The following is a 22,945-nucleotide window of genomic DNA, read 5'->3' as shown; positions in this document are numbered from 1 at the left end:
CCCGTTAACTCATTGCAACGTGGCGGAACCGTCAGCGTGAACGGTGACCTTGGCGCCGCCGATGTCCTCGCGCACAGTTGCCGCGGCCGCGGACCGGTCGGTGATCAATGCCAGCGAGCGCCGCTCGTCGGGGGTGCGAACCGACAGGAAAGCCTTCTCGGGCTGGCCATCTCGGTCGAACGGTGTTGTCCAGGCCTCGACAGTGCCGACGCCTTCCCACTCCACCGCGGCCGTTCGGATGGGCCCGCTGTCCACCGCGGGTTGGACGTCTTCCCAACGGAATTCGGTTCTCGGCGGCTCGGTGCCGTACACGCCGAAACTGTGTTTGGTGAGATAACCGCCATTGGCGGTGATCAACCCACGCCGGCCGGGGTTGGCGGTCAGCAGCCCGGCCATGGTGGCAATGGAATGCGCGACGTAGTTGCTCCACGGACCGCCGGCGAAGGTCAGTCCGCCGGTCACCGTCAGGGGCCGAGCAGGGTCGTCGGCAGGCAGCCCCAGCTCGGCCGCCGCGACCTGCACTGCGGAGGGGAAGCACGAGTACAGGTCGACGTAGTCCATGTCGTCGATGCCCACGTCGGCCAGTTCCAGCGCCCGCGCGCCGCCGATCCGGATCGCCGGCGACCGGTGGAGTTCAGCGCGCTCGCTGATCGAATACGTGTCATGCGCGTCGGTGCCCGCGTACGGGTAGACCCATCGATCGGCCGGGATGCCCAACCGGGTGGCGGCCTCGACCGATGTCAGGATCAGTGCGGCACCCTGGTCGACCATGTTGTTGGAGTTCATCAGCTTGGTGTACGGCCAGCTGATCATCCGGTTCGACGGTCCGGGCTGTGAAATCTCCTCAGCGGTAACCGGTTTGCGAATCCAGGCATGCGGATTGTGTACCGCGACCTTGCTGAACTGCGCCCACAACTCCGCGATGCGGCCGCGGTGACCGTCGACCGACTCCCCGGTGCTGACTCGCAGCGCCTGCTCGAACATCGGATAGATGTATGCGGGGCGGTCCAGTTTGATGCGGATCTCGGCATCCCCGGCCATCGGCACGTTCTCGTCGCTGCCCTCGGGTAGCGGAATCGAGTCGTCCTGTGTGGTGGAGCCAAGCCGTTGCCCCTCTGCACGTAGTTGGTTTCGGGTTCGCCACATCTCCGCGCCGGCCACCAGGACCACGTCGGCGCGCCCGTGTTGGATGTCTGCGCACGTCCGGTTCACCAGCGTCTGTGGGACGTTGCCGCCGACACCGCTGTAGCGAGTGGTGAATTCGCCGACGCCGATGCGTTGCCCGAGGAGCAGCGCCGGGTCGCGGTAATACACCGACAGCAGGTTGACCACCCGGATCGAGTCGACCGCTTCCAGCACGCGCGCGTCCGCGGCTTCGCGCGCCGCGGCGGCCATCAGATCGACCGGCTCAAGGGTGTTCTCCTGAGCCGGTTCGCGGTGGTTCACTTGGCCGTGAGCGACCAGCACCGGCGTTCTGGGGTTGACGGGCATCAGGCGAGACCTTCCGCGGTGTCGGTGGATGCGAACAGCACCCCAAGCTGGATCAGTTGGTCGGTTTCCTCGCTGCTCATGCCAAGGACCTTGTGGCAGATCTCGCGGGTATGTTGCCCGGGCAGCGGCGCCGGACGCTGGGGCGCCGGCGGGATGTGCCGGAACGGCGCCGGGCCGGTCTCGGCGGCCAGCGGATGATCGAACAGCGGATGACGCATGCCGCTGAACAACTTTCGCTCGCACAGTTGCGGATCTTCCAAGATGTCCGGCGGGCGGTTCATCTGCCCGGCCGGGACACCGGCCGATTGCAGGGCCTGGGCCACCTCTTGCGGTGTGCGGTCACCCGTCCACGTCGACACCTGCGCAACCAACTCGCTCCGATGCGCAAGTCGCGCCTCCCCGGTGGCGAACCGCGGGTCGTCAGCCAGCTCGGTGAGCCCGAAAGCTGCACTGGCTGAACGCCAGTCTTCGTCGCTACGGATCGAGATCGCACACCACTCATCGTCGCCGGCACACGGCACGACCTCGTGAACGCTGGTGTCGTCGTCCAATTCGGCGGCGTGGTCGGCGCGCGCCGAGTCCGTGACATATCGCGTGTCGAGCTGGTTGACGACGGCCTCCGCCTGCGAGACGTGCACGCGGGCACCAGAACCGGTGCGGTCGCGCTGGATCAGCGCGGCCAACGCACCGATCGCGGTGATCCGGCCGACCACATGATCGGGGAAGACGGTCGTGGCGTCGTAAAACCGGTGTCGGGGGCCGGGCTCGTCTGAGTGCGGGTGCGGGTCTGTCCAGAGCTTGCTGACGCCCGCGGTGGCACGCACCAGCGGCCCGTACCCCAGCCGGTTGCTCCACGGCCCGCGGTCGCCGAAGGCACTGCTCTCGGCCAGCACCACACGCCGATTCAGGGACTGCAAAGTTTTATGTGGGAAACCCAGTGCGGCAAGCGTTCCCGGCCTGAAGTTGGCGAACACCGCGTCGGCGTCTTCGACCAATCGGCTGAACACCTGCTTGCCGGCGGTACTGCGCAGGTCGACGCCGAACGCCAGATTGTTGCGATGCGTCCACGCGAAGGACTCGCTCATGGCTTCACCGACGCGGGCCTGTCGCAGCCCGTCCGGGTAGGCCGTGCTCTCGACCTTGATCACCTCGGCGCCCAGATCGCCGAACAGCCGGCTGAGTTCGCCGCCGGCAACGATGATGCCGAGGTCGACGATCCGCAGCCCGTCGAACGGGCGCGGCCCAGACTTCGCCGGCGCCGCTACCGTCGCGGCCCCGGCCTTCCATCGCGCATCGTGGATGCCGGCCGGTGGAGCGGGCGCGCGAAAACCGAGGTGCTGCCCGTCGACCGAGTAGTAGCCCGTCGGGATGGTGCTGTGCACGCCGGGAACCAGCTCGGCGTCGGCGACCGCACCGACCAACTGGAAGTGCTCAGATGCCAGGATCTGCGTGGGATCCAGCACGGCGGATATCGCCACACCGTGCGACTGACCTTCGGCGACAAGCGCTTTCATCGTCTGGCCGGCGAACAGTTGCTGAACCAGTAGGCCGATCTGCGGCCACGCCTTGAACCGCGCCGCGATGACGTCGTATTTGGGGTCTTGGAATTCGTCGGGCTCGCCCAGCCAGCGACGGAGCCCATGCCACTGTCGCGGAGACATCACGCACAGCCGCACGTGGCCGTCCTGGCAGGGGTAGATCGGGTAGGCGTCCTGGTTTTTCGGGCGTCCGCGCCACCGGTCCGGATGCCGGATGCCCGCAGCGGCCTGACCGTGCGCTCCGAACGCCGGGTCGAGCGCCATCACCACGGCTTCGTATCGGGAGAAATCGATGTAATCGCCTGTACCGCAACGCAGTTTGTTGTAATACGCGACCAGTGCGGACCAGGCGGCCTGGACGGCGGCGGTGGCCGAGGCGATCCCGTCTGGCGGCGATACCGGTGTTCCGGTGGTGGGACCGGACCGCGCCAACGCACCCGACAGCGCATAGAGCACCGCGTCGGTCGCCCGCCACGCCGCGCGGGGTCCCGTGCTGCCGAAGTCGGTGATCGACAACCCCACCAGCTGCGGGAAACGGTCGGCGAGTTCTTCGCAGGAGGTTCCGTACGCAGCGGCCCGGCCGGGTAGTCCACTGTCGACGACGATGTCGGCGCTGCCGGCGAGCTCGACCAGCCGCTCCCGGTCGCTCGGGTCGGACGGGTCGAGCACCGCGCTGCGTTTGTTCGCGTTGTGCAGCGCGAAGCGCACGCCGGTGCCGCGCAGCGTGGGTCGACTGGTCCGGGACGGGCTGCCGCCGGGCGGCTCCACCTTCAAGACGTCGGCACCAAGGTCGGCCAGTATTCGGGTGACAGCATCGCCGTCGCCGTCGCATAGGTCGAGCACCCGCAGCGACGCCAACAGCCCTTGCGGCGATCGCAAACTCGGCGTAGCCGAGTGCAGCGGGTCGCCGCCGACGAGCCCTTGCGGCGTTGCCGAGTGCAGCGGGTCGCTGCCGACGAGCCCATTCTCGGGCGGCACGGCGTTGTCACGCATCAGGCCAGCGTAGTTGGCAGGTGTCAACTCGAGTCACCTGCCTCGCTGTCGTTGGTAGCCTGGGTGAGATGTCTGGCTACGAGAGTGCCGCGGCGGAACCACACCCGCTGCTCGCGCAACTCTCGGCGCTGCACCACTTCCGTATTCAGGTCGACGTCGCGGTCGTCGTGGCCGTGCTGACGTTGACCAATCTGATCGCGCACTTCACCACGCCGTGGGCGAGCATCGTGACCGTCCCGGTTGCCGCGATCGGCCTGGTCGCATGGTTGCGGTTCAACGGTCTGGGCTGGGCTGAACTCGGTCTGGGCCGTGAACATTGGAAGTCGGGCGCCGCCTACGCCGCCGGCGCCATCGCATCGGTGATGACGGTGATCGCGCTGGGCGCACTGCTACCGCTGACCCGGCCGATGTTCATGAACCAGCATTACGCGACGATCTCCGGCGCTCTGATGGCGTCGATGATCATCATCCCGCTGCAAACCGTCATTCCGGAGGAGTTGGCATTTCGCGGGGTGCTGCACGGCGCCCTGAACCGGGCGTGGGGTTTTCGCGGTGTAGCGCTGGCCGGCTCGCTGCTGTTCGGGCTGTGGCACATCGCGACGTCGCTCGGTCTGACGAGCAGCAACGTCGGCTTCACCCGCATCTTCGGCGGCGGGGTCGTCGGCATGATGGCCGGGGTGGTGTTGGCGGTGCTCGCGACCGCAGCGGCCGGGTTTGTCTTCAGCTGGCTGCGACGGCGCAGTGGAAGTCTGCTGGCGCCGATCGCGCTGCATTGGTCGCTCAACGGGCTGGGCGCTCTCGCTGCTGCCGTGGTCTGGCAGCTGTCCAGCTGAGCAGCCGCTAGACCAGCAGCACCGCTGCACCAGAGATGTGGCCGGCGCTGAGATCCGACAGCGCCCGATCCGCCTGGCTCAGTGGATATTCCGGACTGGTTACCGAGATGTGGTGCTCGCCGACGAAGTCGAGGAAGGCCCGCGCGTCGGCGCGGGTGTTCGAGCTCACCGAGCGAATCTGACGCTCCTGAAAGAGATGTCGCTGGTAAACCAAGGCAGGAATGTCGCTGAGGTGGATACCGGCGATCGCCAATGTCCCGCCACGATCCAACGCCTCCAAAGCCGGCAGCACCAGATCGCCGACCGGAGCGAACAAGATCGCGGCGTCGAGCTGCGCCGGTGGCGGATCAGCGGCGCCCTGTGCGGACGCGGCGCCCAGCTCGAGCGCCAGCTGCTGCGCCGCGACACCGCGAGTCATCACGTGCACTTCGGCGCCCTGAGCCAGCGCGACCTGCGCGGTGATATGTGCGCTGCCGCCGAACCCATAGATGCCCAGCCGGCCGCCGTCGGGAAGCGCCGCGCGCTGCAGCGACCGGTATCCGATGATGCCGGCGCACAGCAGCGGCGCAAGTTCGCTGTCGCTGTAGCCGCTCGGCAGACGATGGGCGAAAGCCGCGGGGACCGTGGCGAATTCCGCGTATCCGCCATCGACATCCCATCCCGTATAGCGGGACTTCGGGCACAGGTTCTCGTCGCCGCGGCGGCAGTACGCGCAGACTCCGCACGTGTGCCGCAGCCACGCGATGCCTACCCGGTCGCCGACGTGGAACTCGGCGTCGGCGTCGGTGCCGACGTCGACCACTTCGCCGACCACTTCGTGCCCGGGCGTCACCCGTTCCCGGTGCACGGCGAGATCGCCTTCGGTGACATGCAGATCGGTGCGGCACACGCCACATGCACGCACGGCGACCAGAAGCTCCGATCGTCCAGGCTGCGGCACCGGGGTGCTGACGTACTCCAGCGGTCCGGAGCCGATCGGGCCTGGATCAACGACCTGCCACGCGCGCATCGTGGTAGGAATCGCGGCGGAGGTCATAGGTACCGCATGCCGCCGATCACCGCGCCCGCAACGGGTTAACGCCGGGTGGAGCTTCGCACCAACCGCACGATGAAGAGCAGAAGAACGGCTCCGAGGAACGCCGTGAAGAAGGTGAACCAGTGGCGGCCACTCACAACGTCGAAACCGAGCTTGCTGAGCAGAAAGCCGCCGAGAAATCCACCGATGACCCCGACGACGACGTCGAGCAAGATGCCCGACCCGGAGCCTTGGACGACCTTGCTAGCTAGCCAACCGGCGATACCGCCGATGACGATGTAGCCGATCCACCCGACCGCGGTCGGCGTCGCCAAAGCCAGAATCTCGGTAGCTGCCATGACACTCATTCGGAACTCCTTGCCGTGTTCGCTCAGCCCTCCGTCGGGCTGGCCGTCGGTATACCCACTTTGAAGTAATTACTCATACGTGTAATTGCGCAAGTCGGTTCGTACGCGGCCGGCACGTCGACGCTAGGTCGACACCGTGCCGGGAGCCGGTGCCGCACCGTTGCCGCCGGCGGGCTGTCCGGGCGGTGGCGGCGCTGGCGGCGCGGGTACCGGAGCGCCGGGAGCTGGAGCCCCCAGGGGCTGGTGCTGGAGCTGGCGCGCCCGGGGCTGGCGCGGGTGCACCCGGAGCAGGTGCCGGAGCGGGAGCGCCCGGAGGAGGAGGCGCACCCGGCGCGGGTGCCGGGCCGGGAACCGCGCCCAGTGGTCGGACCGATTCGGCCAGCGCCTTCGCGCCTGCCTTATCGACGGGGTTGTTACCGGTGCCCAGCCAGACCACGAAAAAGCGTTGGCTCGGCGCGCCCGCCGCGCCTGGCGGGCTGACCACGCCCGCCCAGATCTGGCCGTTCGGCTTGGTGGTGTCGCTGAACTTCACCTCGTAGTACGAGGCTCCGCCGGCCGCGCCGTTGGCGCCGAGCGGGATCGTCTCCTGGTTCACCCGGGTGCCGGGGTAGGGCATGAAGAATTCACCCATGTCCGATGCGAGCCGGGCGGCGGCTTTCGCGTTATCGGCTTCGGCGCTGGCGTAGAGCTTCTGGTCCAACTTGCCGAGCACGACGCGGGTGTCGTTGGCGACCGGCGGTGGCTGACCAGGCGTCGGTGCGCCGGAAATCTTGCTGAGCAGCGCCGAACCGTAGTCCAGGTGCGTCGCGTCGGATTCCACCCAACCTGCGGGAAGGACATAGCTGAACCCACCGACCGGGTTGTCAGTCCGTCCGGCGTTCGGGTCGACCGGGGGCGGGGGCGGGACATTCGGGTCGGCCGCGGGCGGCGCCCCGAGCGGGGCGGCGGGCGGTGGAGCCACTGCGGGACCGCCGGGGCCCGGTGCTGCGTCGGGCACGGCGGGAGGTGGGCCAGGCGCCGGAGCCGGAGCGGGCGCGCCAGGGGCGGGCGCCGCAGGGCTCGGGGGCGGCGCAGGCACCGGATCGGCGCCGGCAGCCGCCGGCACTGCGAATGTGATGGCTCCGGCACCGCCGACTGCCGCGGCGACGCGCGTCATCCAGCGGTTTTTGCGCCGAGTCGAATAGCGGTCCGCCTGGTCCATGACAAAAAACTACCGTGTTACACCCGTGACGCAAGTGCGAATTGCGGACGTTGCGACCGCTTTTTTCGTCGCCGGACTATGCGCGGGCCACAACAAACGTGCATGTCGCCGCTCCAGGCGCCCATCGCAGGCCGTTCTGGTGACGATTCGTTAACGCCGGCGCCGCCGGGCGCGTCACCGCTCAGGGACTGGTGAAGCCGGCCTGGCTCAGCACCCGTTGGCCGGTCGCACCGGTCACCAGCTCGACGAACTTCTGCGCCAGCACGGATTGCGAGGCCTTCTTGAGGGCGACGATCGGATAGATGTTCACCGCGTTGGCCGACTCCGGAAATCTGATGGTGTCGACCTTGTCGCCGGCCGCGTGCGCGTCATTCATGTAGACCAGTCCGGCGTCGGCCGTCCCGTCAGTGACCTTGGCCAGCACCGCCGCCCCGATCGACTCTTCGCTGGCTGGATAGAAGTGGACGCCGGTGTCGTCCTCGATGTGTTGCACCCCTGCCCCGCAGGGTGCGGACGCCTGGCACACCGCGACGCGCACGTCCGGCTTCGCGAGGTCGGCGAAGGACCGGATCTGCTTCGGGTCGCCCGGCACGGTGACGATAACCAAGGTGTTGGACGCGAAGTTCACCGGATCGCTGCTCGTCAGGTCCGCCTTGACCACGGTGTCCATCTGGGCGCTGTCGGCCGCGGCGAAAACATCGGCCTTGGCGCCTTTGGCCAATTTGTTGGCCAATTCCGCTGAGGTTGCGAAGTCGAAATCGACTGTGGCGCCCGGGTTGTCGGTCTGGAACTTGCCGGCAAGCAACGTAAAAGCAGGTTTGAGCGGGAGCGCGGCGAACACCATGATCGAGGTGGTCGGCGCGCGACCCGACGAGTCCGAAGTCGTGGCTGGCTGCGGCTTGTGCCCGCACCCGCCTAGATTGATCACCACCGTCAGGGCCAGCAACCCCGCCAACCCGGAAGAACGGGCGGTGCGAAGCCGAGATGTCACGCTGCCCAGCGTTGTCCAAACGGTGACCGCCTCGTGCCGGATTCGGAGTTTCATATCTAGCTACCGTCCAGTAACATAAGGAAACGTTAATGCCATACACGCCCTGAAATCCCAGGGACCGGCGTTGCGGTGTGCCACCATCGAAGCATCGGAAACCGTTGCTCTAGGCGGAAGCCGCGGCTGCTCTTTTCGAGCCGGCACCTGGGTTCAATGCTGAATACAAGGAGGTCATGGCGGTGGAGGTACTGGTCACCGGAGGCGACACCGAACTGGGTCGCGCCGTTGCTCAACGATTCCATGACGACGGCCACACGGTCACGCTGCTCGGCGCGCGCCGCGACGACCTCGAGGTAGCGGCCAAGGAGATCGAAGCGGACGCGATCGTCTGCGACAACACCGACCCGGGTGCCCTGGCCGATGTTCGCCACCTGTTCCCTCACCACCTCGACACCATCGTCAACGTTCCGGCACCTCGTTGGGCGGGCGGTGACCCACGCTTGTACTCGCTGTCCGACCTGGCGGCTGCGTGGCGCAACTCGCTGGACGACACCGTGCTGTCGGTGGCACTGACCCTCGAGACGGTCGGCGATCACCTGCGATCCGGTGGATCAATCATCAGTGTCGTGCCGGAAAACCCCCGCCCGGGTAGTCCGGAGGCAGCGGTGAAGGCCGCCCTCGCCAGCTGGGTTGCCGGCCAGGCATCAGTGTTCGGCACCCGCGGTATCACCGTCAACGCGGTTGCGGCCGGACGCAGCGCCCAGCCCGGTTACGAAGGCCTGACCAGCAGGCCGCCGTCGCTTGCCGCCGAGGTCGCCCGGATGTCATTGTTCTTGACCAGCCCGGCTGCCCGCCACATCACTGGCCAGACGCTGCACGTCAGCCACGGCGCACTCACGCAGTTCGCCTAGCCGGACGACGAGGCGCCGTGCAGCGGCGCGAGGAAATGCCCGGCAATTTGCGGACGCATGCTGGCCGGAAGCGTGACTTCGTCGCCGAGCAGGTTCAGGTCAAGGTGCTGGACGCCGGCATCGACGGCCTGATCATCAACATCGCCAGGGGTCATCGCCGCGGTCGGCGACGCACTGCGCCCTTTGGGCGCTAGAGCCCGCGGCGACCTGCATCACGTGTGATCGCGGCCGGTGTGGGCGATCACACGCCGTTAGGTCGAACCTGGCAGGTCCGGGCGACTACCGTGGGGGTGTACTAGTAGCCGCTGAGGAGCAAGCACGCCATGAACGCCCAGCCCGAACACACCGCACTGAACCGTCGACACCGGGTTGTGGTCATCGGTTCCGGATTCGGCGGTTTGAACGCGGTCAAAAAGCTGAAGCGGGCAAACGTCGACATCAAGCTGATCGCCCGCACCACGCACCACCTGTTCCAGCCGATGCTCTACCAAGTGGCGACCGGTATCGTGGCCGAGGGCGCGATCGCTCCCCCGACCCGGATGATCCTGCGGGGTCAACACAATGCCCAGGTTCTGCTCGGCGACGTCACGCACATCGATCTCAGGGGCAAGTTCGTCGTATCGGAGTTGCTGGGCCACAGCTACGAAACCCCGTATGACAGCTTGATCATCGCCGCCGGGGCCGGCCAGTCCTACTTTGGCAACGACCACTTCGCCGAATACGCCCCCGGCATGAAGTCCATCGACGACGCCCTGGAACTGCGTGGTCGCATCATGAGCGCGTTCGAAGCTGCCGAGCGGTCCAGCGACCCGGAGCGACGCCAGAAACTGCTCACCTTCACCGTCGTCGGTGCGGGACCGACCGGTGTCGAGATGGCCGGCCAGATCGCAGAACTCGCGGACTTCACGCTGAAAGGCGTTTACCGCCACATCGATTCGACGAAGGCGCGGGTCATCTTGTTGGACGCGGCCCCCGCGGTGCTGCCGCCGATGGGCGAGAAGCTCGGCAAGAAGGCGGCCGAACGGCTGGAGAAAATGGGTGTCGAGATCCAACTCGGTGCGATGGTGACCGACGTCGACCGCGACGGCATCACGGTCAAGGATTCCGACGGCACCATCCGCCGCATCGAGTCGGCCTGCAAGGTGTGGTCCGCCGGCGTCTCGGCCAGCCCGCTGGGTCGTGACCTGGCCCGCCAATCGGGTGTCGAACTCGACCGCGCGGGCCGGGTGAAAGTGCTGCCCGACCTGTCAATTCCCAACCACCTCAACGTTTTCGTCGTCGGGGACATGGCTGCCGTCGACGGAGTGCCCGGCGTTGCGCAGGGCGCCATCCAGGGCGGCAAGTACGCCGCAGGCACGATCAAAGCCGAGTTGGCGGGCGCCGACCCGGCGCAACGTGACCCGTTCCAGTATTTCGACAAAGGCTCGATGGCCGCGGTGTCGCGCTACTACGCGGTGGTCAAGATCGGGCCGCTGGAGTTCGGTGGCATCATCGGCTGGTTCGCCTGGCTGCTGCTGCACTTGGTCTACCTGATCGGGTTCAAGAACAAGGTCACCACGGTGCTGTCGTGGGTTGTGACGTTCCTGAGCGGCCGGCGCGGCCAGTTGACGATCACCGAGCAGCAAGCCTTCGCCCGCACCCGACTCGAACAACTAGCGGTGTTGGCGGCCGAGGCGCACGAGGACGAGACGGCAAAGGTCGCCAGCTAGTTCTCGGCTTCGAGATTCTGTAGCCGTACCTGACCGCGAGCCACCAGGCGGTCGTCCGGGTCGACGATGGTGACTTGCCATAGTTGCTGGCGGCGTCCGCGATGTACGGGAATCGCAGTGCCATAGATCATTCCGCTGCCGATGGCACGCAGGAAGTCGGTGTTGTTGTTGACGCCGACGACCGATCCGTTGCCGCCTTTGGCGGCCACCCAGGTGTACGCGGCGACGCTGGCCAGGCTCTCGACCATCGCGCAGTAAACGCCGCCGTGCACGATCCCCATGGGTTGCAACAGCTTGGGTGAGACGTCCAGTTGCGCGCGTGTCCGGTCAGGACTGATTTCGGTGAACTCCAGTCCTAATTCCTTGTCGAACGGCGCTTCTGGCATTGGTTCCATGGTCCTACCTCCTCTGCGGTCTCTCGGATCATCTCTATTGCAAAATAGGCGTTGCATGTAACGCGGCCCCGGGGCAAGCCTCGAAGCGTCGCCCAAGCGCGACCGGCGATATCATGTCTTCCATCTGATCGGACTTCAGGGCTGAAACACCGCTCAAGCAATTGTGACCGGTACTGTGATGTGCGGCGCGGAGACCTTGGCAGCACCGAAACGGGGAGTGGGCGACATGCTGACGGTGACAACCGAGCCGGTGCGGCTACCGCCGGGTACGCGGCTACCGAAGCTTCTTCAGGGCCTGTGGTTCTTGCGCGACTACCACCACATGTACGGCGCTCTCAGTCGACGGCACGGCCCAGTTTTCCGGGTGAACATGCCGCGCCTGGGGCGTGCTGTGGTGGTCAGAGACGCGGCCTTGATCAAGGAGGTGTTTAATACCAGCACCGATCTGCTGGAACGCGCGACAACGGGGACTGCCAGCCTGGGCGACGGCTTCGGCGCGGGGTCGACGTTCGCCCTCGCCGGAGATGAACTCCTCGAGCGACGCAAGCTCGTGCTCCCCCAGTTTCACGGCAAGCGGATGCGCAGCTACGAGCCCATCATCGAGGAAGAGGTCTTGCGCGAGATCGCAAACTGGCCGGAAGGGCGCGAGTTCGAGACGCTGCCGTCGATGACGACAATGACCCTCGGGGCCATCCTGCGGGCCGTGTTTGGTGCCGAGGGCGACACGCTCGACGAACTGTACGACCTCATTCCGCCCATGGCCGACATCGTCGGGGTGTACCTGACGCTTCCGACGAGCCTGCGGCGTGACCTGGGCCGGTGGAGTCTCGGGGGACGTTATTTGCGATACCGGCGCCGTTTCGACGCCGCGATCGATTCGCTCATCACCGCTGCGCGGGTCGATCCCGCGCTGGAAGAGCGCAGCGATGTGCTGGCGCTGCTGGTGCGGGCGCGCTACGAGAACGGCGAACCGATCACCGATCAGCACATCGCCGACGAGATGCTGACCTTGCTGGTGTCCGGCCACGAGACGACGGCGGGATCGCTGGGCTGGGCGGTGGAGCGGATGACCCGCCATCCCGAGTTGCTGAAGCGGCTGACCGACGAAGTCGATGCCGGCGGATCGGAGTTGCGCCAGGCCACGATCGCGGAAGTGCAGCGCACCCGGACCGTTCTCGACTCCACCGTGCGATGCACCAAAGCGCGTCTCCGCTTAGGTGAATGGATTATTCCGGAGAACACCAGGATCGTCCTGAGCCTCGCGCTGGTCCACGATTCCGACGACGTATTCAAAGACGCGATGGCGTTCAACCCGGATCGATTCCTCGGCAGTGCCGCGAAGCCGAAGGGGTGGATTCCGTTCGGCGGCGGCGTCAACCGTTGCGTCGGCGCTGCGTTGGCCACCATGGAGATGGACATCACCCTGCGCCTGATATTGCGCGAATTCCGTTTCACGCCAACCGATGCGCCGGACGAGCGGCCACACTGGCGCGGCATCGCCTACCAGCCGGCGCGGGGGGCACGAGCGACGGTCAGCCGGCGAACCACGACGGCGTCGCATGCTGCCGACTCGGCCCTGGTGGCCGATCACACCAGCAAGTCGTAAAGCCTGGCATACTCGCCGCTGTGACAAGCACTCTCCAGCGATACCTCAAGCCCATCGACCCTTTGCCGTGGCTGAAACTCGCCATGAACAAGTACTGGTACCCGTTGATCACGCGCCGGTGGGAAGGCGATGACATCGTCTTTCTCAACTGGGGTTACGAGGAAGATCCGCCGCTGGGTTTGTCACTGGCACCCGAGGATGAGGCCAATCGGTACTCCATCCAGCTCTACCACCGCACCGCTGCTCAAGCGGATCTCGGTGGAAAGAAGGTGCTGGAGATCAGCAGCGGCCACGGCGGGGGCGCCGCTTATTTGACGCAGACCTTCAACCCGGGCACCTATACCGGGCTCGACTTCAACCCCGACGGTGTCGCTTTCGCTAAGAAGCGCCATAACCTTCCTGGTCTGGATTTTGTCGAGGGCAACGCCGAGAGCATGCCCTTCACCGATGAATCGTTCGACGCGATTGTCAACATCGAGGCCTCGCACACGTATCCGCACTTCGACCGGTTTCTCCCCGAAGTGGCGCGGGTGCTGCGCCCGGGCGGTCATTTCCTCTACGCCGATTTTCGCGGCTACCTCGAATACGACGACTGGGACGCGGCACTCGCCGCGATGCCGATGCAAATGGCCTCGAAGCGGGATATCAGTGCCGAGGTGCTGCGCGCGCGAGATAAAAACGCTGAGGTCCTCCTGGATCTGAACACTCGCCACATTCCGAAAGGCCTGCAGTTCTTCGGCAAGATGTTCTCCGGTGCACCCGGCACGCTGGCATATCGCCAAATGCAGACCGGGAAGGCGTCCTACCGGATGTACCACTTCATCAAAGACTGACGCGGACCGCGCGTCCCCTGGATGCCAGCGAGCCCCGTGCGTTACGCACGGGGCTCGCTGTATCGAGAGACCGGGGGGTCACTGCAGCCCTCAGGACACCGTCTCGATCATTTATCGCTCGATGCAAGGAGCATAGGGAAGGCTGCCCTAATTTCGCAAGGGGTTGCCCGCCTCCGTAGCCGTGTCGGCGACAAACCGCGGACCGGCAGACCGAAGTTGACCAGCGCGTCGAGCACTGCCTGGCCGCGCCGCATGGCCGCCAGTTCGTTGGTGCCGGCCAGCTGCGGCACCTGGGTCGCCGACGCCACCACCATCGATCCGACCGTGTGCCACATGGCCGCGATCGGCACGGCGCCACCACTGACTGTGTGCAACTTGGCAAACAGCGGCTCCAGCGTCCGATGGCAGCGGTGGGCCACCCAGGTCGTCAACGCCGCCTCGCTTGGCAGCCGAACCACGCCGTCGCTCAACCCGTCAGCGACGGACGGGTCGTCCGGGAGCACCCGCACCGTAGGGTCGACCACCCCGGCCCAGTCGATAACACCGTCGGAGTCGACGTGGACCCACAAGTTCTCCAGCCCGGTGTCCCACGCTCTGGCTTCCAGCACCACCAGGGCAACCACTCGGCCGATCACCGTGTGGACCAGTGTCGCCGCCAATTGCTTTGTGGCACTTCGTGGATCCATGTCGACCGCAGCCGCGTCGAGCATTGTCTTGAACCGATCGGTGCTCAGGGCCGAGGTCAGCGGCCACCAGCGGCGCACCGACACATCGCCCAGCACCGCGACGCCGTAGACCCGCGGGCATTGCGGGTACAGCTCGCGAAGCCGCCGACTGGACTCGTGCAGCGGCAGCACGCGGTCAATGGTCATAGCCGCGATCAGCGGGTCGTTGATCACCATTGTCACGTCTACCTCCTGCTGTAAGGTTAGCCTAACCATATGAGTGTTGCGCATTCGGTGGGACCCTCGCCGTGGCCAGCCCCGCCGGCACCAGCACCTCGACTCCTGACTCGCGTCGGCCGTGTTCGGCGGGAGACGTACGACCGTCGGTAGTAAGCGCGAGTACGCTGGCGATGTTGCCGAGGAGATGAGCAAACATGGCTAAGCTGACGCGGCTCGGGGATCTCGAGCGCGCGGTGATGGATCACCTGTGGTCCGCTCCCCTACCGCAGACCGTCCGTCAGGTGCACGAGGCGCTTTCTGCGCAGCGCGATCTGGCCTACACGACGGTGATGACCGTGCTGCAGCGGCTCGCGAAGAAGAACCTGGTCTCGCAAATCCGTGACGACCGGGCGCACCGATATGTGCCGGTCCACGGGCGCGATGAGCTGGTCGCCGGACTGATGGTCGACGCGCTCGACCAAGCCGCCGACACCGGAAGCCGCCACGGCGCCCTCGTGCACTTCGTGGAGCGCGTCGGCGCCGACGAAGCAGAGGCGTTGCGGCGCGCGCTCGACGAGCTGGAGTCAGGTCATCGAACATCGCCGCCTGGTGGCGCTCGACCCGCGGACTGAGGGACACTGGAACCGTGTCTGGGCTGGCCTTCACCGTACTTGCGGTGATACTGGTCGGCCCGGTGCCCGCTCTGCTAGCCCGCGCGACGTGGCCACTGCGGGCCCCGCGTGCGGCGATGGTGCTCTGGCAGGCGATTGCCGTCGCGGCGGTGCTGTCGGCGTTCAGTGCCGGCTTCGCGATCGCCAGCCGATTGTTCGTCCCGGGAGCTGACGGGCGACCGACTGCCAGCCCCGCCGCGGAGATCGGTCGGCTCGGCTGGCCGCTGTGGATTCTCGACGTCACGGTATTCGGGCTCACCCTGATGGTCGGCGCCCGCCTGTTGGTGGCTGTCGTCCGGGTCGCGGTCGGCACCCGTCGGCGGCGGGCCCATCACCGCATGCTCGTCGACCTGCTCGGCCTGTCGTCCGACGTGACGGCCGCGCGAGCCTGCGCCCGCGGGCGTGATCTGCGTGTGCTGGAGGTGGCGCAGCCGCTGGCCTACTGTCTTCCCGGGGTGCGCAGCCGCGTCGTGGTCAGCGAGGGCACGCTGGACTCGCTGACCGATGGCGAGGTCGCCGCGATCCTCGGCCATGAGCGTGCGCATCTGCGCGCCCGCCACGACCTGGTGCTCGAGGCATTCACCGCGGCGCACGCCGCGTTCCCCCGATTCGTCCGCAGCGCAAGCGCTTTGGATGCCGTGCAATTGCTGGCTGAGCTGTTGGCCGACGATGCCGCGGTTCGGGTGGCCGGCCCCGCCCCCCTGGCTCGCGCCTTGGTGGCCTGCGCGTCGGGCCGCGCCCCGATGGGTGCGCTGGCCGCCGGTGGCGCGCACACTCTGCTGCGGGTGAGACGCCTGTCCGGTAGTGGCAACAGCCTGTGGGTGTCGACGGCCGCCTACCTCACAGCCGCGGCTGTGTTGGTCGTGCCTACCGTCGCGCTAGCCATCCCCTGGCTCACCGAACTGCACCGGCTGTTCACCGCTGCCTAACCCGGCGACCGGCCACCCACCGCACTATGGCGAACCTTTGCTTCAGACCTGAATCCCGCTGTGCCACAGTGTTCGGTGCAGGGGCTTGGACGGAGTCACGAAATTGAGAGGCGCACACATGAGCTCGTCGGAATCAAAGACCGGGACCGCGCAGATCGGCGTCACAGGCCTGGCGGTGATGGGCTCGAATCTCGCCCGAAATTTCGCCAGTCACGGCTACACGGTGGCGCTGCACAACCGGTCGATCGCCAAGACCGACGCACTGCTCGAAGAGCACGGCGACGAAGGCACATTCGTCCGGTCGGAGACCATCGAAGAGTTCCTCGACGCGTTGGAGAAGCCGCGACGGGTGATCATCATGGTCAAGGCCGGTGACCCCACTGACGCCGTCATCAACGAACTCGCCGACGCGATGGAGGACGGCGACATCATCATCGACGGTGGCAACGCGCTCTACACCGACACCATCCGCCGCGAGAAGGCCATCAGCGAGCGCGGATTGCACTTCGTCGGCGCCGGCATCTCCGGGGGCGAGGAGGGCGCGCTCAAAGGCCCGTCGATCATGCCCGGCGGACCCGCCGAGTCCTACAAGTCGCTGGGCCCGCTGCTGGAGGAGATCTCCGCGCACGTCGACGGCGTCCCGTGCTGCACCCACATCGGCCCCGACGGCGCCGGGCACTTCGTCAAAATGGTGCACAACGGCATCGAATACTCCGACATGCAGCTCATCGGCGAGGCCTACCAGCTGCTGCGCGACGCGCTCGGCAAGACCGCGCCCGAGATCGCCGACGTGTTCGCCGAATGGAACAACGGCGACCTGGACAGCTTCCTCATCGAGATCACCGCAGAGGTGTTGCGCCAGAAGGACGTTAAGACCGGAAAGCCGCTCGTCGACGTCATCGTCGACGAGGCCGAGCAGAAGGGCACCGGGCGCTGGACCGTCAAGTCCGCGCTCGACCTCGGTGTGCCGGTGACCGGTATCGCCGAGGCGGTGTTCGCCCGCGCACTCTCCGGCTCGGTGGCCCAGCGGAAGGCCACCACCGGCTTGGCCTCCGGAGACCTCAAAGGGCGGATTAGCCCAGAAGATGAAGCTGCAGAGCAATTCGTCGACGACGTCAGCAAGGCGCTTTATGCGTCGAAGATCATCGCCTACGCGCAGGGCTTCAATCAGATCCAGGCGGGCAGCGCGGAATACGACTGGGGCATCACCCCGGGCGACATGGCCACCATCTGGCGTGGCGGATGCATCATCCGGGCCAAGTTCCTCAACCGGATCAAAGACGCATTCGACGAGGACCCCGACCTGCCCACCCTGATCGCCGCGCCGTACTTCCGCAGTGCCATCGAGGCGGCCGTGGACAGTTGGCGCCGCGTCGTGGTGACCGCCACCGAATTGGGTATCCCGATCCCGGGGTTCGCCTCGGCGCTTTCCTACTACGACGCACTGCGCACCGAACGACTGCCCGCCGCGCTCACCCAGGGCCTGCGGGACTTTTTCGGCGCACACACTTATGGACGGACAGATGAGGACCCGAGCAAGAAGTTCCACACCCTCTGGAGTGCAGACCGCAGCGAAGTACCTGCCTAGCGGGCCCCGGTGAAGTTTCTGGATGGGCACCGCCCCGCCTACGACCTGACTTATGACGACGTCTTCATCGTGCCGAACCGTTCGGACGTGGCGTCGCGTTTCGACGTCGATCTGTCCACCGGTGACGGATCCGGCACCACGATCCCGGTCGTGGTGGCCAATATGACCGCGGTGGCGGGTCGGCGGATGGCCGAGACGGTAGCCCGCCGGGGCGGGATTGTCGTTCTGCCGCAGGACCTTCCGATCACCGCGGTGCAGCAAACCGTCGACTTCGTCAAGAGCCGCGACCTGGTGGTCGATACCCCGGTGACCCTGGAGCCCGACCACTCGGTGTCCGACGCGCTGGCCTTGATCTCCAAGCGCGCGCACGGCGCCGCGGTCGTGACGTTCGAGGGACGGCCGATCGGTCTGATCACCGAGTCCTGCTGCGAGGGGGTCGACCGCTTCGCCCGAGTGCGCGACATCGCCATCACCGACTTCGTCACAGCGCCGGTGGGAACGGATCCGCGAGAAGTTTTCGACCTGCTCGAACACGCCTCGGTCGACGTCGCGGTCATGACCGCCGCCGACGGCGCCCTGGCCGGCGTGCTGACCCGGACCGGTGCGATTCGCGCCGGGATCTACTCGCCGGCCGTCGACCGGCAGGGCCGGCTGCGCATCGGCGCGGCGGTCGGCATCAACGGCGATGTGGTCGCCAAGGCGCAGGCGGTCGCCGAGGCCGGTGTCGACCTGATCGTGGTCGACACCGCCCACGGTCACCAGGTCAAGGCCTTGGATGCGATCAAGTCGATCTCGTCGCTGGACTTGGGTGTGCCGCTGGTCGCGGGCAACGTGGTGTCGGCGGATGGCACCCGCGACCTGATCAGTGCCGGCGCGTCGATCGTCAAGGTCGGGGTGGGCCCGGGGGCCATGTGCACCACCCGCATGATGACCGGTGTGGGCCGGCCCCAGTTCTCGGCGGTCCTTGAATGCGCCTCGGCGGCAGAGCAACTCGGCGCACAGGTGTGGGCCGATGGCGGCGTGCGGCACCCACGCGACGTGGCGCTGGCGTTGGCCGCCGGCGCATCCAACGTGATGATCGGATCGTGGTTCGCCGGCACCTACGAGTCCCCCGGCGACTTGATGCGCGACCGCGACAACAAGGCGTACAAGGAGAGCTACGGTATGGCCTCCAAGCGCGCGGTGGTGGCGCGCACCGCCGCCGACAGCGCGTTCGATCGCGCCCGCAAGGCGCTGTTCGAAGAAGGCATCTCGACGTCGCGGATGGCACTGGACCCCGCCCGCGGGGGTGTCGAAGACCTGCTCGACCACATCACCTCCGGAGTCCGCAGCACCTGTACCTACGTCGGCGCGTCGACGTTGGCCGAGTTGCACGAGCGGGTGGTGGTCGGCATCCAGTCCGCGGCGGGCTTCGCCGAGGGGCATCCGCTGCCATTCGGGTGGTAGACCAGCCGTTCACAGGCGTGTCGGCACGGCAACGTGGACTCAGGCGCCGCACTCCTTCGCTACCATCGGAGTTCACTCCACGAGTGGATACGTCGAAGAAAGGGTCCCCGTTGCCGCAGGCACCCGCGCCAACTGGCGTGTGTGACGCCGACTCAGAGGAGCCTCCTTCTCGCGGAGTGATCGCGATCGCGGGCGAAGCCCGGGTGAAGCGGGTCACGACCGTTGAAGGTTGGCCTCGATGAATCTGCTCGTCACCCTGCTCAGCTTGCTGGCCATCGTCCTGCTCACCGCCGGCACAGCTCTGTTCGTCGCCGCCGAATTCTCGCTGACCACCCTTGAACGCAGCACCGTCGACGCCAACGCCCGCCGCGGCGGGCGTCGTGACCGGTACGTGCAGCGTGCCCATCACAGCTTGTCGTTTCAGTTATCCGGAGCGCAGCTTGGAATCTCGATCACGACGCTGATCACGGGATATCTCACCGAACCGTTGGTGGCAGAGCTGCCGCACCCGGCCCTGGATGCACTCGGGGTGCCCGACCGGGTGGCCAACGCGGTGCTCACCTTTGTGACGCTGCTTGTCGTCACCTCGCTGTCGATGATCTTCGGCGAGCTGGTCCCGAAAAACCTTGCGGTGGCTCATCCCCCGGCGACCGCGCGAGCCGTCGCCGGTGTCCAGTTGCTGTTCTCCTGGCTGATGACCGGGCCGATCCGGTTGACCAACGGCGTGGCCAACTGGATCCTGCGCAAGCTGGGCGTCGAGCCCGCCGAGGAGCTGCGGTCGGCTCGTTCGGCGCAGGAGTTGGTGTCGCTGGTACGCACATCGGCCCGCAGCGGCTCGCTGGATCCGGCGACCGCGGCGCTGCTGGACCGGTCGCTGCAGTTCGGTGAGCTGACCGCCGAGGAGTTGATGACCCCGCGATCGAAAATCGTTGCGCTGCAAGTTGATAACACCGTCGCCGATCTGGTGGAAGCGGCCGCCGAGAGCGGCTTTTCGCGGTTTCCGGTCGTGGACGGTGACCTAGACGAGACGGTCGGCATCGTGCACGTCAAACAGGTCTTCGGGGTGCCGGCGGCCGAGCGGGAACTCACGCTGGTCACGGCCGTCGCGCAGCCCGTCGCGAAGGTCCCCTCCACGCTCGACGGCGACGCGCTGATGGGGCAGATCCGCGCCAATGACCTGCAGACCGCGATGGTTGTCGACGAGTACGGCGGCACCGCGGGGATGGTGACCGTCGAGGACCTGATCGAGGAGATCGTCGGTGACGTCCGCGACGAACACGACGACGCCGCGCAGGATGTGGTGGCCGTCGACAGCGGGTGGCGGGTGTCCGGTCTGCTGCGCATCGACGAGGTCGCCACCGCGACCGGCTACCACGCCCCCGAAGGCGAGTACGAGACGATCGGCGGGCTCGTGCTGGAACAGCTGGGGCGGATCCCGGTGATCGGCGACGAGGTGCAGCTGAGCGGCTACGAACACGACGGGACCCGGTACGCTTCCGCGTGGCGGGCCAGGGTGCTGCGGATGGACGGGCGCCGCATCGACCTGCTCGAGCTGACGCAAGTGTCCGATCGTGCCGATTCCAGCGCGGGGCGAGGCCACTGATGGGCGATGTCTTCGCGCTGCTGGCGACGATCCTGCTGATCGGCGCGAACGCGTTTTTCGTGGCCGCCGAGTTCTCGCTGATCTCTGCCCGGCGGGATCGCCTCGAAGGGCTCGCCGAGCAGGGCAGAACGGGTGCATTCACGGTGATCCGGGCTGGCGAACAGCTGCCGTTGATGTTCGCGGGTGCGCAACTGGGCGTCACGCTGTCCTCGATCCTTCTCGGCCGGATCGGCGAGCCGGCCGTCGCGGATCTGCTGCGGCGTCCGTTCGGTCTGCTCGGCGCGTCTCCCGCGCTGCTGCACACCACGTCGTTGCTGGTTGCGCTGGCGATCGTGGTGACGCTGCACCTGCTGCTCGGTGAAATCGTCCCGAAGAACATCGCCATGGCCGGGCCGGAGCGGGCGGCGATACTTCTCATCCCGGTCTATCTGGTCTACGCGCGGTCGGTCCGGCCCGTCGTCAACTTCTACAGCTACTGCAACAGTGCGATCTTGCGGGCCCTGCGGGTACATGCCCGCGACGAACTCGACGTCACCGTCTCCACCGTCGAGCTCAGCGAGATGATCGCCGAGTCGGTCTCGGAGGGCCTACTCGATCGCGAGGAGCACACCCGGCTGACCCGCGCGCTCCAGATTCGCAACCGAGCCGTCGCCGACGTGGCCGTTCCGGTCGCCGACATCCAAGCGGTGCCGGTGGCCGCAGCCGGCACCGGCCCGACTGTCGATGTCGTCGAAAAAGCCTTGGCCGCAACGGGTTACTCGCGGTTCCCGGTGGTCGGCGTCGACAACGGCTTCGTCGGCTACCTGCACATCAAAGACGTGCTGTCGTTGGCCGGCGATCCGCGGGCCGTGATCGACCTGGCCAGAGTCCGGCCACTCCCCCGCATCTCCGAGTCGCTGAGTGTCCCCGAGGCGCTGTCACGCATGCGCCGGACCAACAGTCATCTTGCGCTCGTCACTGCCCGCGGCGGGAGCGACCTGGTGGCGATGGTCGCGCTAGAGGACTTGGTGCGTGACCTGGTCGGCCTGGTGCGCGACGGGACAGGGCGTGCCTGACACCTGCCACCGCTTGGATGCCGAGCAGTGGACGGCGCGCGCCGACGAGCACGCCGTGCGCGTCGAGGGATTCATCGGCCCGCACGCGGCGCGGGCACGAGTCGGTGAGCCGCATCCGGTGTGGGACTTCCTGTTCAGCTACTACAGCCTGCGGCCGAGGCAGCTGCGTTGCTGGCATCCCGGCTACGGAGTGGTGCTCGCGGGCGACGAAGCCGTCCGCCGATACCGGGACCGTCGGGGCTACGCCGTCGGCGCGGACGGAGTCACCGTCGACCGCGCGCATCTGCTCAGCCGGCTGGAGACGATCTCGTTCGTGGCACGGTTGTTGCGCGCGACCACGCAGCGGCCGGCTCAGTTCAACTGTTTCGGGCTGCACGAATGGGCGATGGTCTATCGCAGCGGTGACATCCGCCACGAGCGGGTCCCGTTGCGACTCGGTGCCGCGGGCACCGACACGGTCATCGAAGCCGAGATCGCAGGACCGTTGCGCTGCAGCCACTTTGACGCATTTCGATTTTTCAGCGCCGAGGCGGTGCCGCGAAACGCGGGTTCGCCCAGTCGCGCCACCCAACAGGATTGGGAACAGTCCGGCTGCCTTCACGCGAATATGGACCTGTACAAATGGTCCTACAAATTGAGCCCGCTGATCGATTCCGAGATGCTGCTCGACTTCTTGGAGCTGGCTGCGGCGGCGCGTGAGATCGACATGCGTGCCAGCCCGTACGACCTCCGAGGCTACGGATATGCGCCGATCACCGTCGAGGACGCGGCGGGCCGCGCCGAGTACGTGCGCTGCCAGAAAGCCATCGCCACCCGCGCCGAGCCGTTGCGGGCGGCGCTGCTGGCACGGTGTGACCTGCTGCTCAAGGTTGCCGGTTACCAGTAGTC

The 22,945-nt window shown here is 66.8% G+C and carries 20 protein-coding genes and 1 pseudogene; 12 read left to right on the top strand and 9 right to left on the bottom strand.

Annotated elements, in window-relative coordinates:
* Positions 1–9 precede the first annotated feature (9 nt).
* A complete protein-coding gene (locus tag ACQY5A_RS04485; RefSeq protein ID WP_428339183.1) occupies positions 10–1,491 on the bottom strand; it encodes an acetyl-CoA acetyltransferase in 1,482 nt (493 codons plus the stop codon).
* Complete coding sequence (locus ACQY5A_RS04480; protein WP_428339399.1) at positions 1,491–3,908, bottom strand: CoA transferase; 2,418 nt, start codon at positions 3,906–3,908, stop codon at positions 1,491–1,493. Before ACQY5A_RS04480 ends, ACQY5A_RS04485 begins: the two co-directional genes overlap by 1 nt.
* Positions 3,909–4,090: 182 nt before the next feature.
* Between ACQY5A_RS04480 and ACQY5A_RS04475 the strand changes: the two genes are divergently transcribed.
* Entirely contained in the window at positions 4,091–4,855 is a 765-nt protein-coding gene (locus ACQY5A_RS04475) for a lysostaphin resistance A-like protein (protein WP_428339182.1), read from the top strand.
* 7 nt (positions 4,856–4,862) lie between these two features.
* On the opposite strand, the gene ACQY5A_RS04470 is transcribed toward ACQY5A_RS04475, so the two are convergent.
* From ACQY5A_RS04470 to modA, 4 genes and pseudogenes are all read right to left on the bottom strand, one after another.
* Positions 4,863–5,891: a zinc-binding alcohol dehydrogenase family protein gene (locus ACQY5A_RS04470; RefSeq protein WP_428339181.1), complete on the bottom strand. Its 1,029-nt coding sequence runs from the start codon at positions 5,889–5,891 to the stop codon at positions 4,863–4,865.
* 38 nt (positions 5,892–5,929) lie between these two features.
* The gene (locus tag ACQY5A_RS04465) at positions 5,930–6,238 is read right to left on the bottom strand and encodes a GlsB/YeaQ/YmgE family stress response membrane protein (RefSeq protein ID WP_428339180.1); all 309 of its coding nucleotides are present in this window, start codon (positions 6,236–6,238) and stop codon (positions 5,930–5,932) included.
* 123 nt (positions 6,239–6,361) lie between these two features.
* A pseudogene (locus tag ACQY5A_RS04460) lies at positions 6,362–7,439 on the bottom strand (APA family fibronectin-binding glycoprotein).
* Between the two features lie 181 nt (positions 7,440–7,620).
* Positions 7,621–8,484, bottom strand: a complete 864-nt coding sequence (modA, locus tag ACQY5A_RS04455) for a molybdate ABC transporter substrate-binding protein (protein ID WP_428339179.1) — start codon at positions 8,482–8,484, stop codon at positions 7,621–7,623.
* 176 nt (positions 8,485–8,660) lie between these two features.
* On the opposite strand from modA, the gene ACQY5A_RS04450 reads away from it, so the two are divergent.
* Positions 8,661–9,338, top strand: a complete 678-nt coding sequence (locus ACQY5A_RS04450; protein WP_428339178.1) for an SDR family oxidoreductase — start codon at positions 8,661–8,663, stop codon at positions 9,336–9,338.
* Here ACQY5A_RS04450 and ACQY5A_RS04445 read toward each other — a convergent pair.
* The gene (locus tag ACQY5A_RS04445; protein ID WP_428339177.1) at positions 9,335–9,493 is read right to left on the bottom strand and encodes a hypothetical protein; all 159 of its coding nucleotides are present in this window, start codon (positions 9,491–9,493) and stop codon (positions 9,335–9,337) included. The two genes, ACQY5A_RS04450 and ACQY5A_RS04445, sit on opposite strands and share 4 nt — an antisense overlap.
* A 168-nt stretch (positions 9,494–9,661) precedes the next feature.
* On the opposite strand from ACQY5A_RS04445, the gene ACQY5A_RS04440 reads away from it, so the two are divergent.
* Positions 9,662–11,047, top strand: coding sequence for an NAD(P)/FAD-dependent oxidoreductase (locus ACQY5A_RS04440; protein ID WP_428339176.1), 1,386 nt, complete (start codon positions 9,662–9,664; stop codon positions 11,045–11,047).
* Here ACQY5A_RS04440 and ACQY5A_RS04435 read toward each other — a convergent pair.
* The gene (locus ACQY5A_RS04435) at positions 11,044–11,442 is read right to left on the bottom strand and encodes a PaaI family thioesterase (RefSeq protein WP_428339175.1); all 399 of its coding nucleotides are present in this window, start codon (positions 11,440–11,442) and stop codon (positions 11,044–11,046) included. The genes ACQY5A_RS04440 and ACQY5A_RS04435 overlap by 4 nt on opposite strands.
* 226 nt (positions 11,443–11,668) lie before the next feature.
* On the opposite strand from ACQY5A_RS04435, the gene ACQY5A_RS04430 reads away from it, so the two are divergent.
* Positions 11,669–13,048, top strand: coding sequence for a cytochrome P450 (locus ACQY5A_RS04430; protein WP_428339174.1), 1,380 nt, complete (start codon positions 11,669–11,671; stop codon positions 13,046–13,048).
* Between the two features lie 20 nt (positions 13,049–13,068).
* Complete coding sequence (locus ACQY5A_RS04425) at positions 13,069–13,881, top strand: phthiotriol/phenolphthiotriol dimycocerosates methyltransferase (RefSeq protein WP_428339173.1); 813 nt, start codon at positions 13,069–13,071, stop codon at positions 13,879–13,881.
* Positions 13,882–13,988: 107 nt separating this feature from the next.
* On the opposite strand, the gene ACQY5A_RS04420 is transcribed toward ACQY5A_RS04425, so the two are convergent.
* Positions 13,989–14,789: an iron reductase gene (locus ACQY5A_RS04420; RefSeq protein WP_428339172.1), complete on the bottom strand. Its 801-nt coding sequence runs from the start codon at positions 14,787–14,789 to the stop codon at positions 13,989–13,991.
* Between the two features lie 191 nt (positions 14,790–14,980).
* On the opposite strand from ACQY5A_RS04420, the gene ACQY5A_RS04415 reads away from it, so the two are divergent.
* The 7 genes from ACQY5A_RS04415 to ACQY5A_RS04385 all read left to right on the top strand — a co-directional run bounded on the left by ACQY5A_RS04415 (position 14,981) and on the right by ACQY5A_RS04385 (position 22,943).
* The gene (locus ACQY5A_RS04415) at positions 14,981–15,397 is read left to right on the top strand and encodes a BlaI/MecI/CopY family transcriptional regulator (RefSeq protein WP_428339171.1); all 417 of its coding nucleotides are present in this window, start codon (positions 14,981–14,983) and stop codon (positions 15,395–15,397) included.
* Positions 15,398–15,411: 14 nt separating this feature from the next.
* Positions 15,412–16,365, top strand: coding sequence for a M56 family metallopeptidase (locus ACQY5A_RS04410; protein WP_428339170.1), 954 nt, complete (start codon positions 15,412–15,414; stop codon positions 16,363–16,365).
* Between the two features lie 118 nt (positions 16,366–16,483).
* The gene (gndA, locus tag ACQY5A_RS04405) at positions 16,484–17,953 is read left to right on the top strand and encodes an NADP-dependent phosphogluconate dehydrogenase (RefSeq protein WP_428339169.1); all 1,470 of its coding nucleotides are present in this window, start codon (positions 16,484–16,486) and stop codon (positions 17,951–17,953) included.
* A gap of 9 nt (positions 17,954–17,962) precedes the next feature.
* Positions 17,963–19,399: a GuaB1 family IMP dehydrogenase-related protein gene (locus ACQY5A_RS04400; RefSeq protein WP_428339168.1), complete on the top strand. Its 1,437-nt coding sequence runs from the start codon at positions 17,963–17,965 to the stop codon at positions 19,397–19,399.
* Positions 19,400–19,637: 238 nt separating this feature from the next.
* Positions 19,638–21,002, top strand: a complete 1,365-nt coding sequence (locus tag ACQY5A_RS04395; RefSeq protein WP_428339167.1) for a hemolysin family protein — start codon at positions 19,638–19,640, stop codon at positions 21,000–21,002.
* Complete coding sequence (locus ACQY5A_RS04390) at positions 21,002–22,057, top strand: hemolysin family protein (protein ID WP_428339166.1); 1,056 nt, start codon at positions 21,002–21,004, stop codon at positions 22,055–22,057. Before ACQY5A_RS04395 ends, ACQY5A_RS04390 begins: the two co-directional genes overlap by 1 nt.
* Positions 22,050–22,943, top strand: coding sequence for a 3-methyladenine DNA glycosylase (locus ACQY5A_RS04385; RefSeq protein WP_428339165.1), 894 nt, complete (start codon positions 22,050–22,052; stop codon positions 22,941–22,943). The genes ACQY5A_RS04390 and ACQY5A_RS04385 overlap by 8 nt, the downstream gene beginning before the upstream one ends.
* Positions 22,944–22,945 lie beyond the last annotated feature (2 nt).

Origin of the sequence: Mycobacterium sp., from assembly GCF_965277065.1 — a bacterium.
GTDB lineage: Bacteria > Actinomycetota > Actinomycetes > Mycobacteriales > Mycobacteriaceae > Mycobacterium.
The sequence above is the reverse complement of the archived record's forward strand: the minus strand, read 5'-3'. Positions and strand labels throughout refer to the sequence as shown.

Coding starts and splice junctions, on each gene's coding strand:
- ACQY5A_RS04485 (WP_428339183.1), bottom strand. CDS start 1,491: ATGCCCGTCAACCCCAGAACGCCGGTGCTGGTCGCTCACGGCCAAGTG.
- ACQY5A_RS04475 (WP_428339182.1), top strand. CDS start 4,091: ATGTCTGGCTACGAGAGTGCCGCGGCGGAACCACACCCGCTGCTCGCG.
- ACQY5A_RS04470 (WP_428339181.1), bottom strand. CDS start 5,891: ATGACCTCCGCCGCGATTCCTACCACGATGCGCGCGTGGCAGGTCGTT.
- ACQY5A_RS04465 (WP_428339180.1), bottom strand. CDS start 6,238: ATGAGTGTCATGGCAGCTACCGAGATTCTGGCTTTGGCGACGCCGACC.
- modA (WP_428339179.1), bottom strand. CDS start 8,484: ATGAAACTCCGAATCCGGCACGAGGCGGTCACCGTTTGGACAACGCTG.
- ACQY5A_RS04450 (WP_428339178.1), top strand. CDS start 8,661: ATGGCGGTGGAGGTACTGGTCACCGGAGGCGACACCGAACTGGGTCGC.
- ACQY5A_RS04445 (WP_428339177.1), bottom strand. CDS start 9,493: ATGACCCCTGGCGATGTTGATGATCAGGCCGTCGATGCCGGCGTCCAG.
- ACQY5A_RS04440 (WP_428339176.1), top strand. CDS start 9,662: ATGAACGCCCAGCCCGAACACACCGCACTGAACCGTCGACACCGGGTT.
- ACQY5A_RS04435 (WP_428339175.1), bottom strand. CDS start 11,442: ATGGAACCAATGCCAGAAGCGCCGTTCGACAAGGAATTAGGACTGGAG.
- ACQY5A_RS04430 (WP_428339174.1), top strand. CDS start 11,669: ATGCTGACGGTGACAACCGAGCCGGTGCGGCTACCGCCGGGTACGCGG.
- ACQY5A_RS04415 (WP_428339171.1), top strand. CDS start 14,981: ATGGCTAAGCTGACGCGGCTCGGGGATCTCGAGCGCGCGGTGATGGAT.
- gndA (WP_428339169.1), top strand. CDS start 16,484: ATGAGCTCGTCGGAATCAAAGACCGGGACCGCGCAGATCGGCGTCACA.
- ACQY5A_RS04395 (WP_428339167.1), top strand. CDS start 19,638: ATGAATCTGCTCGTCACCCTGCTCAGCTTGCTGGCCATCGTCCTGCTC.
- ACQY5A_RS04390 (WP_428339166.1), top strand. CDS start 21,002: ATGGGCGATGTCTTCGCGCTGCTGGCGACGATCCTGCTGATCGGCGCG.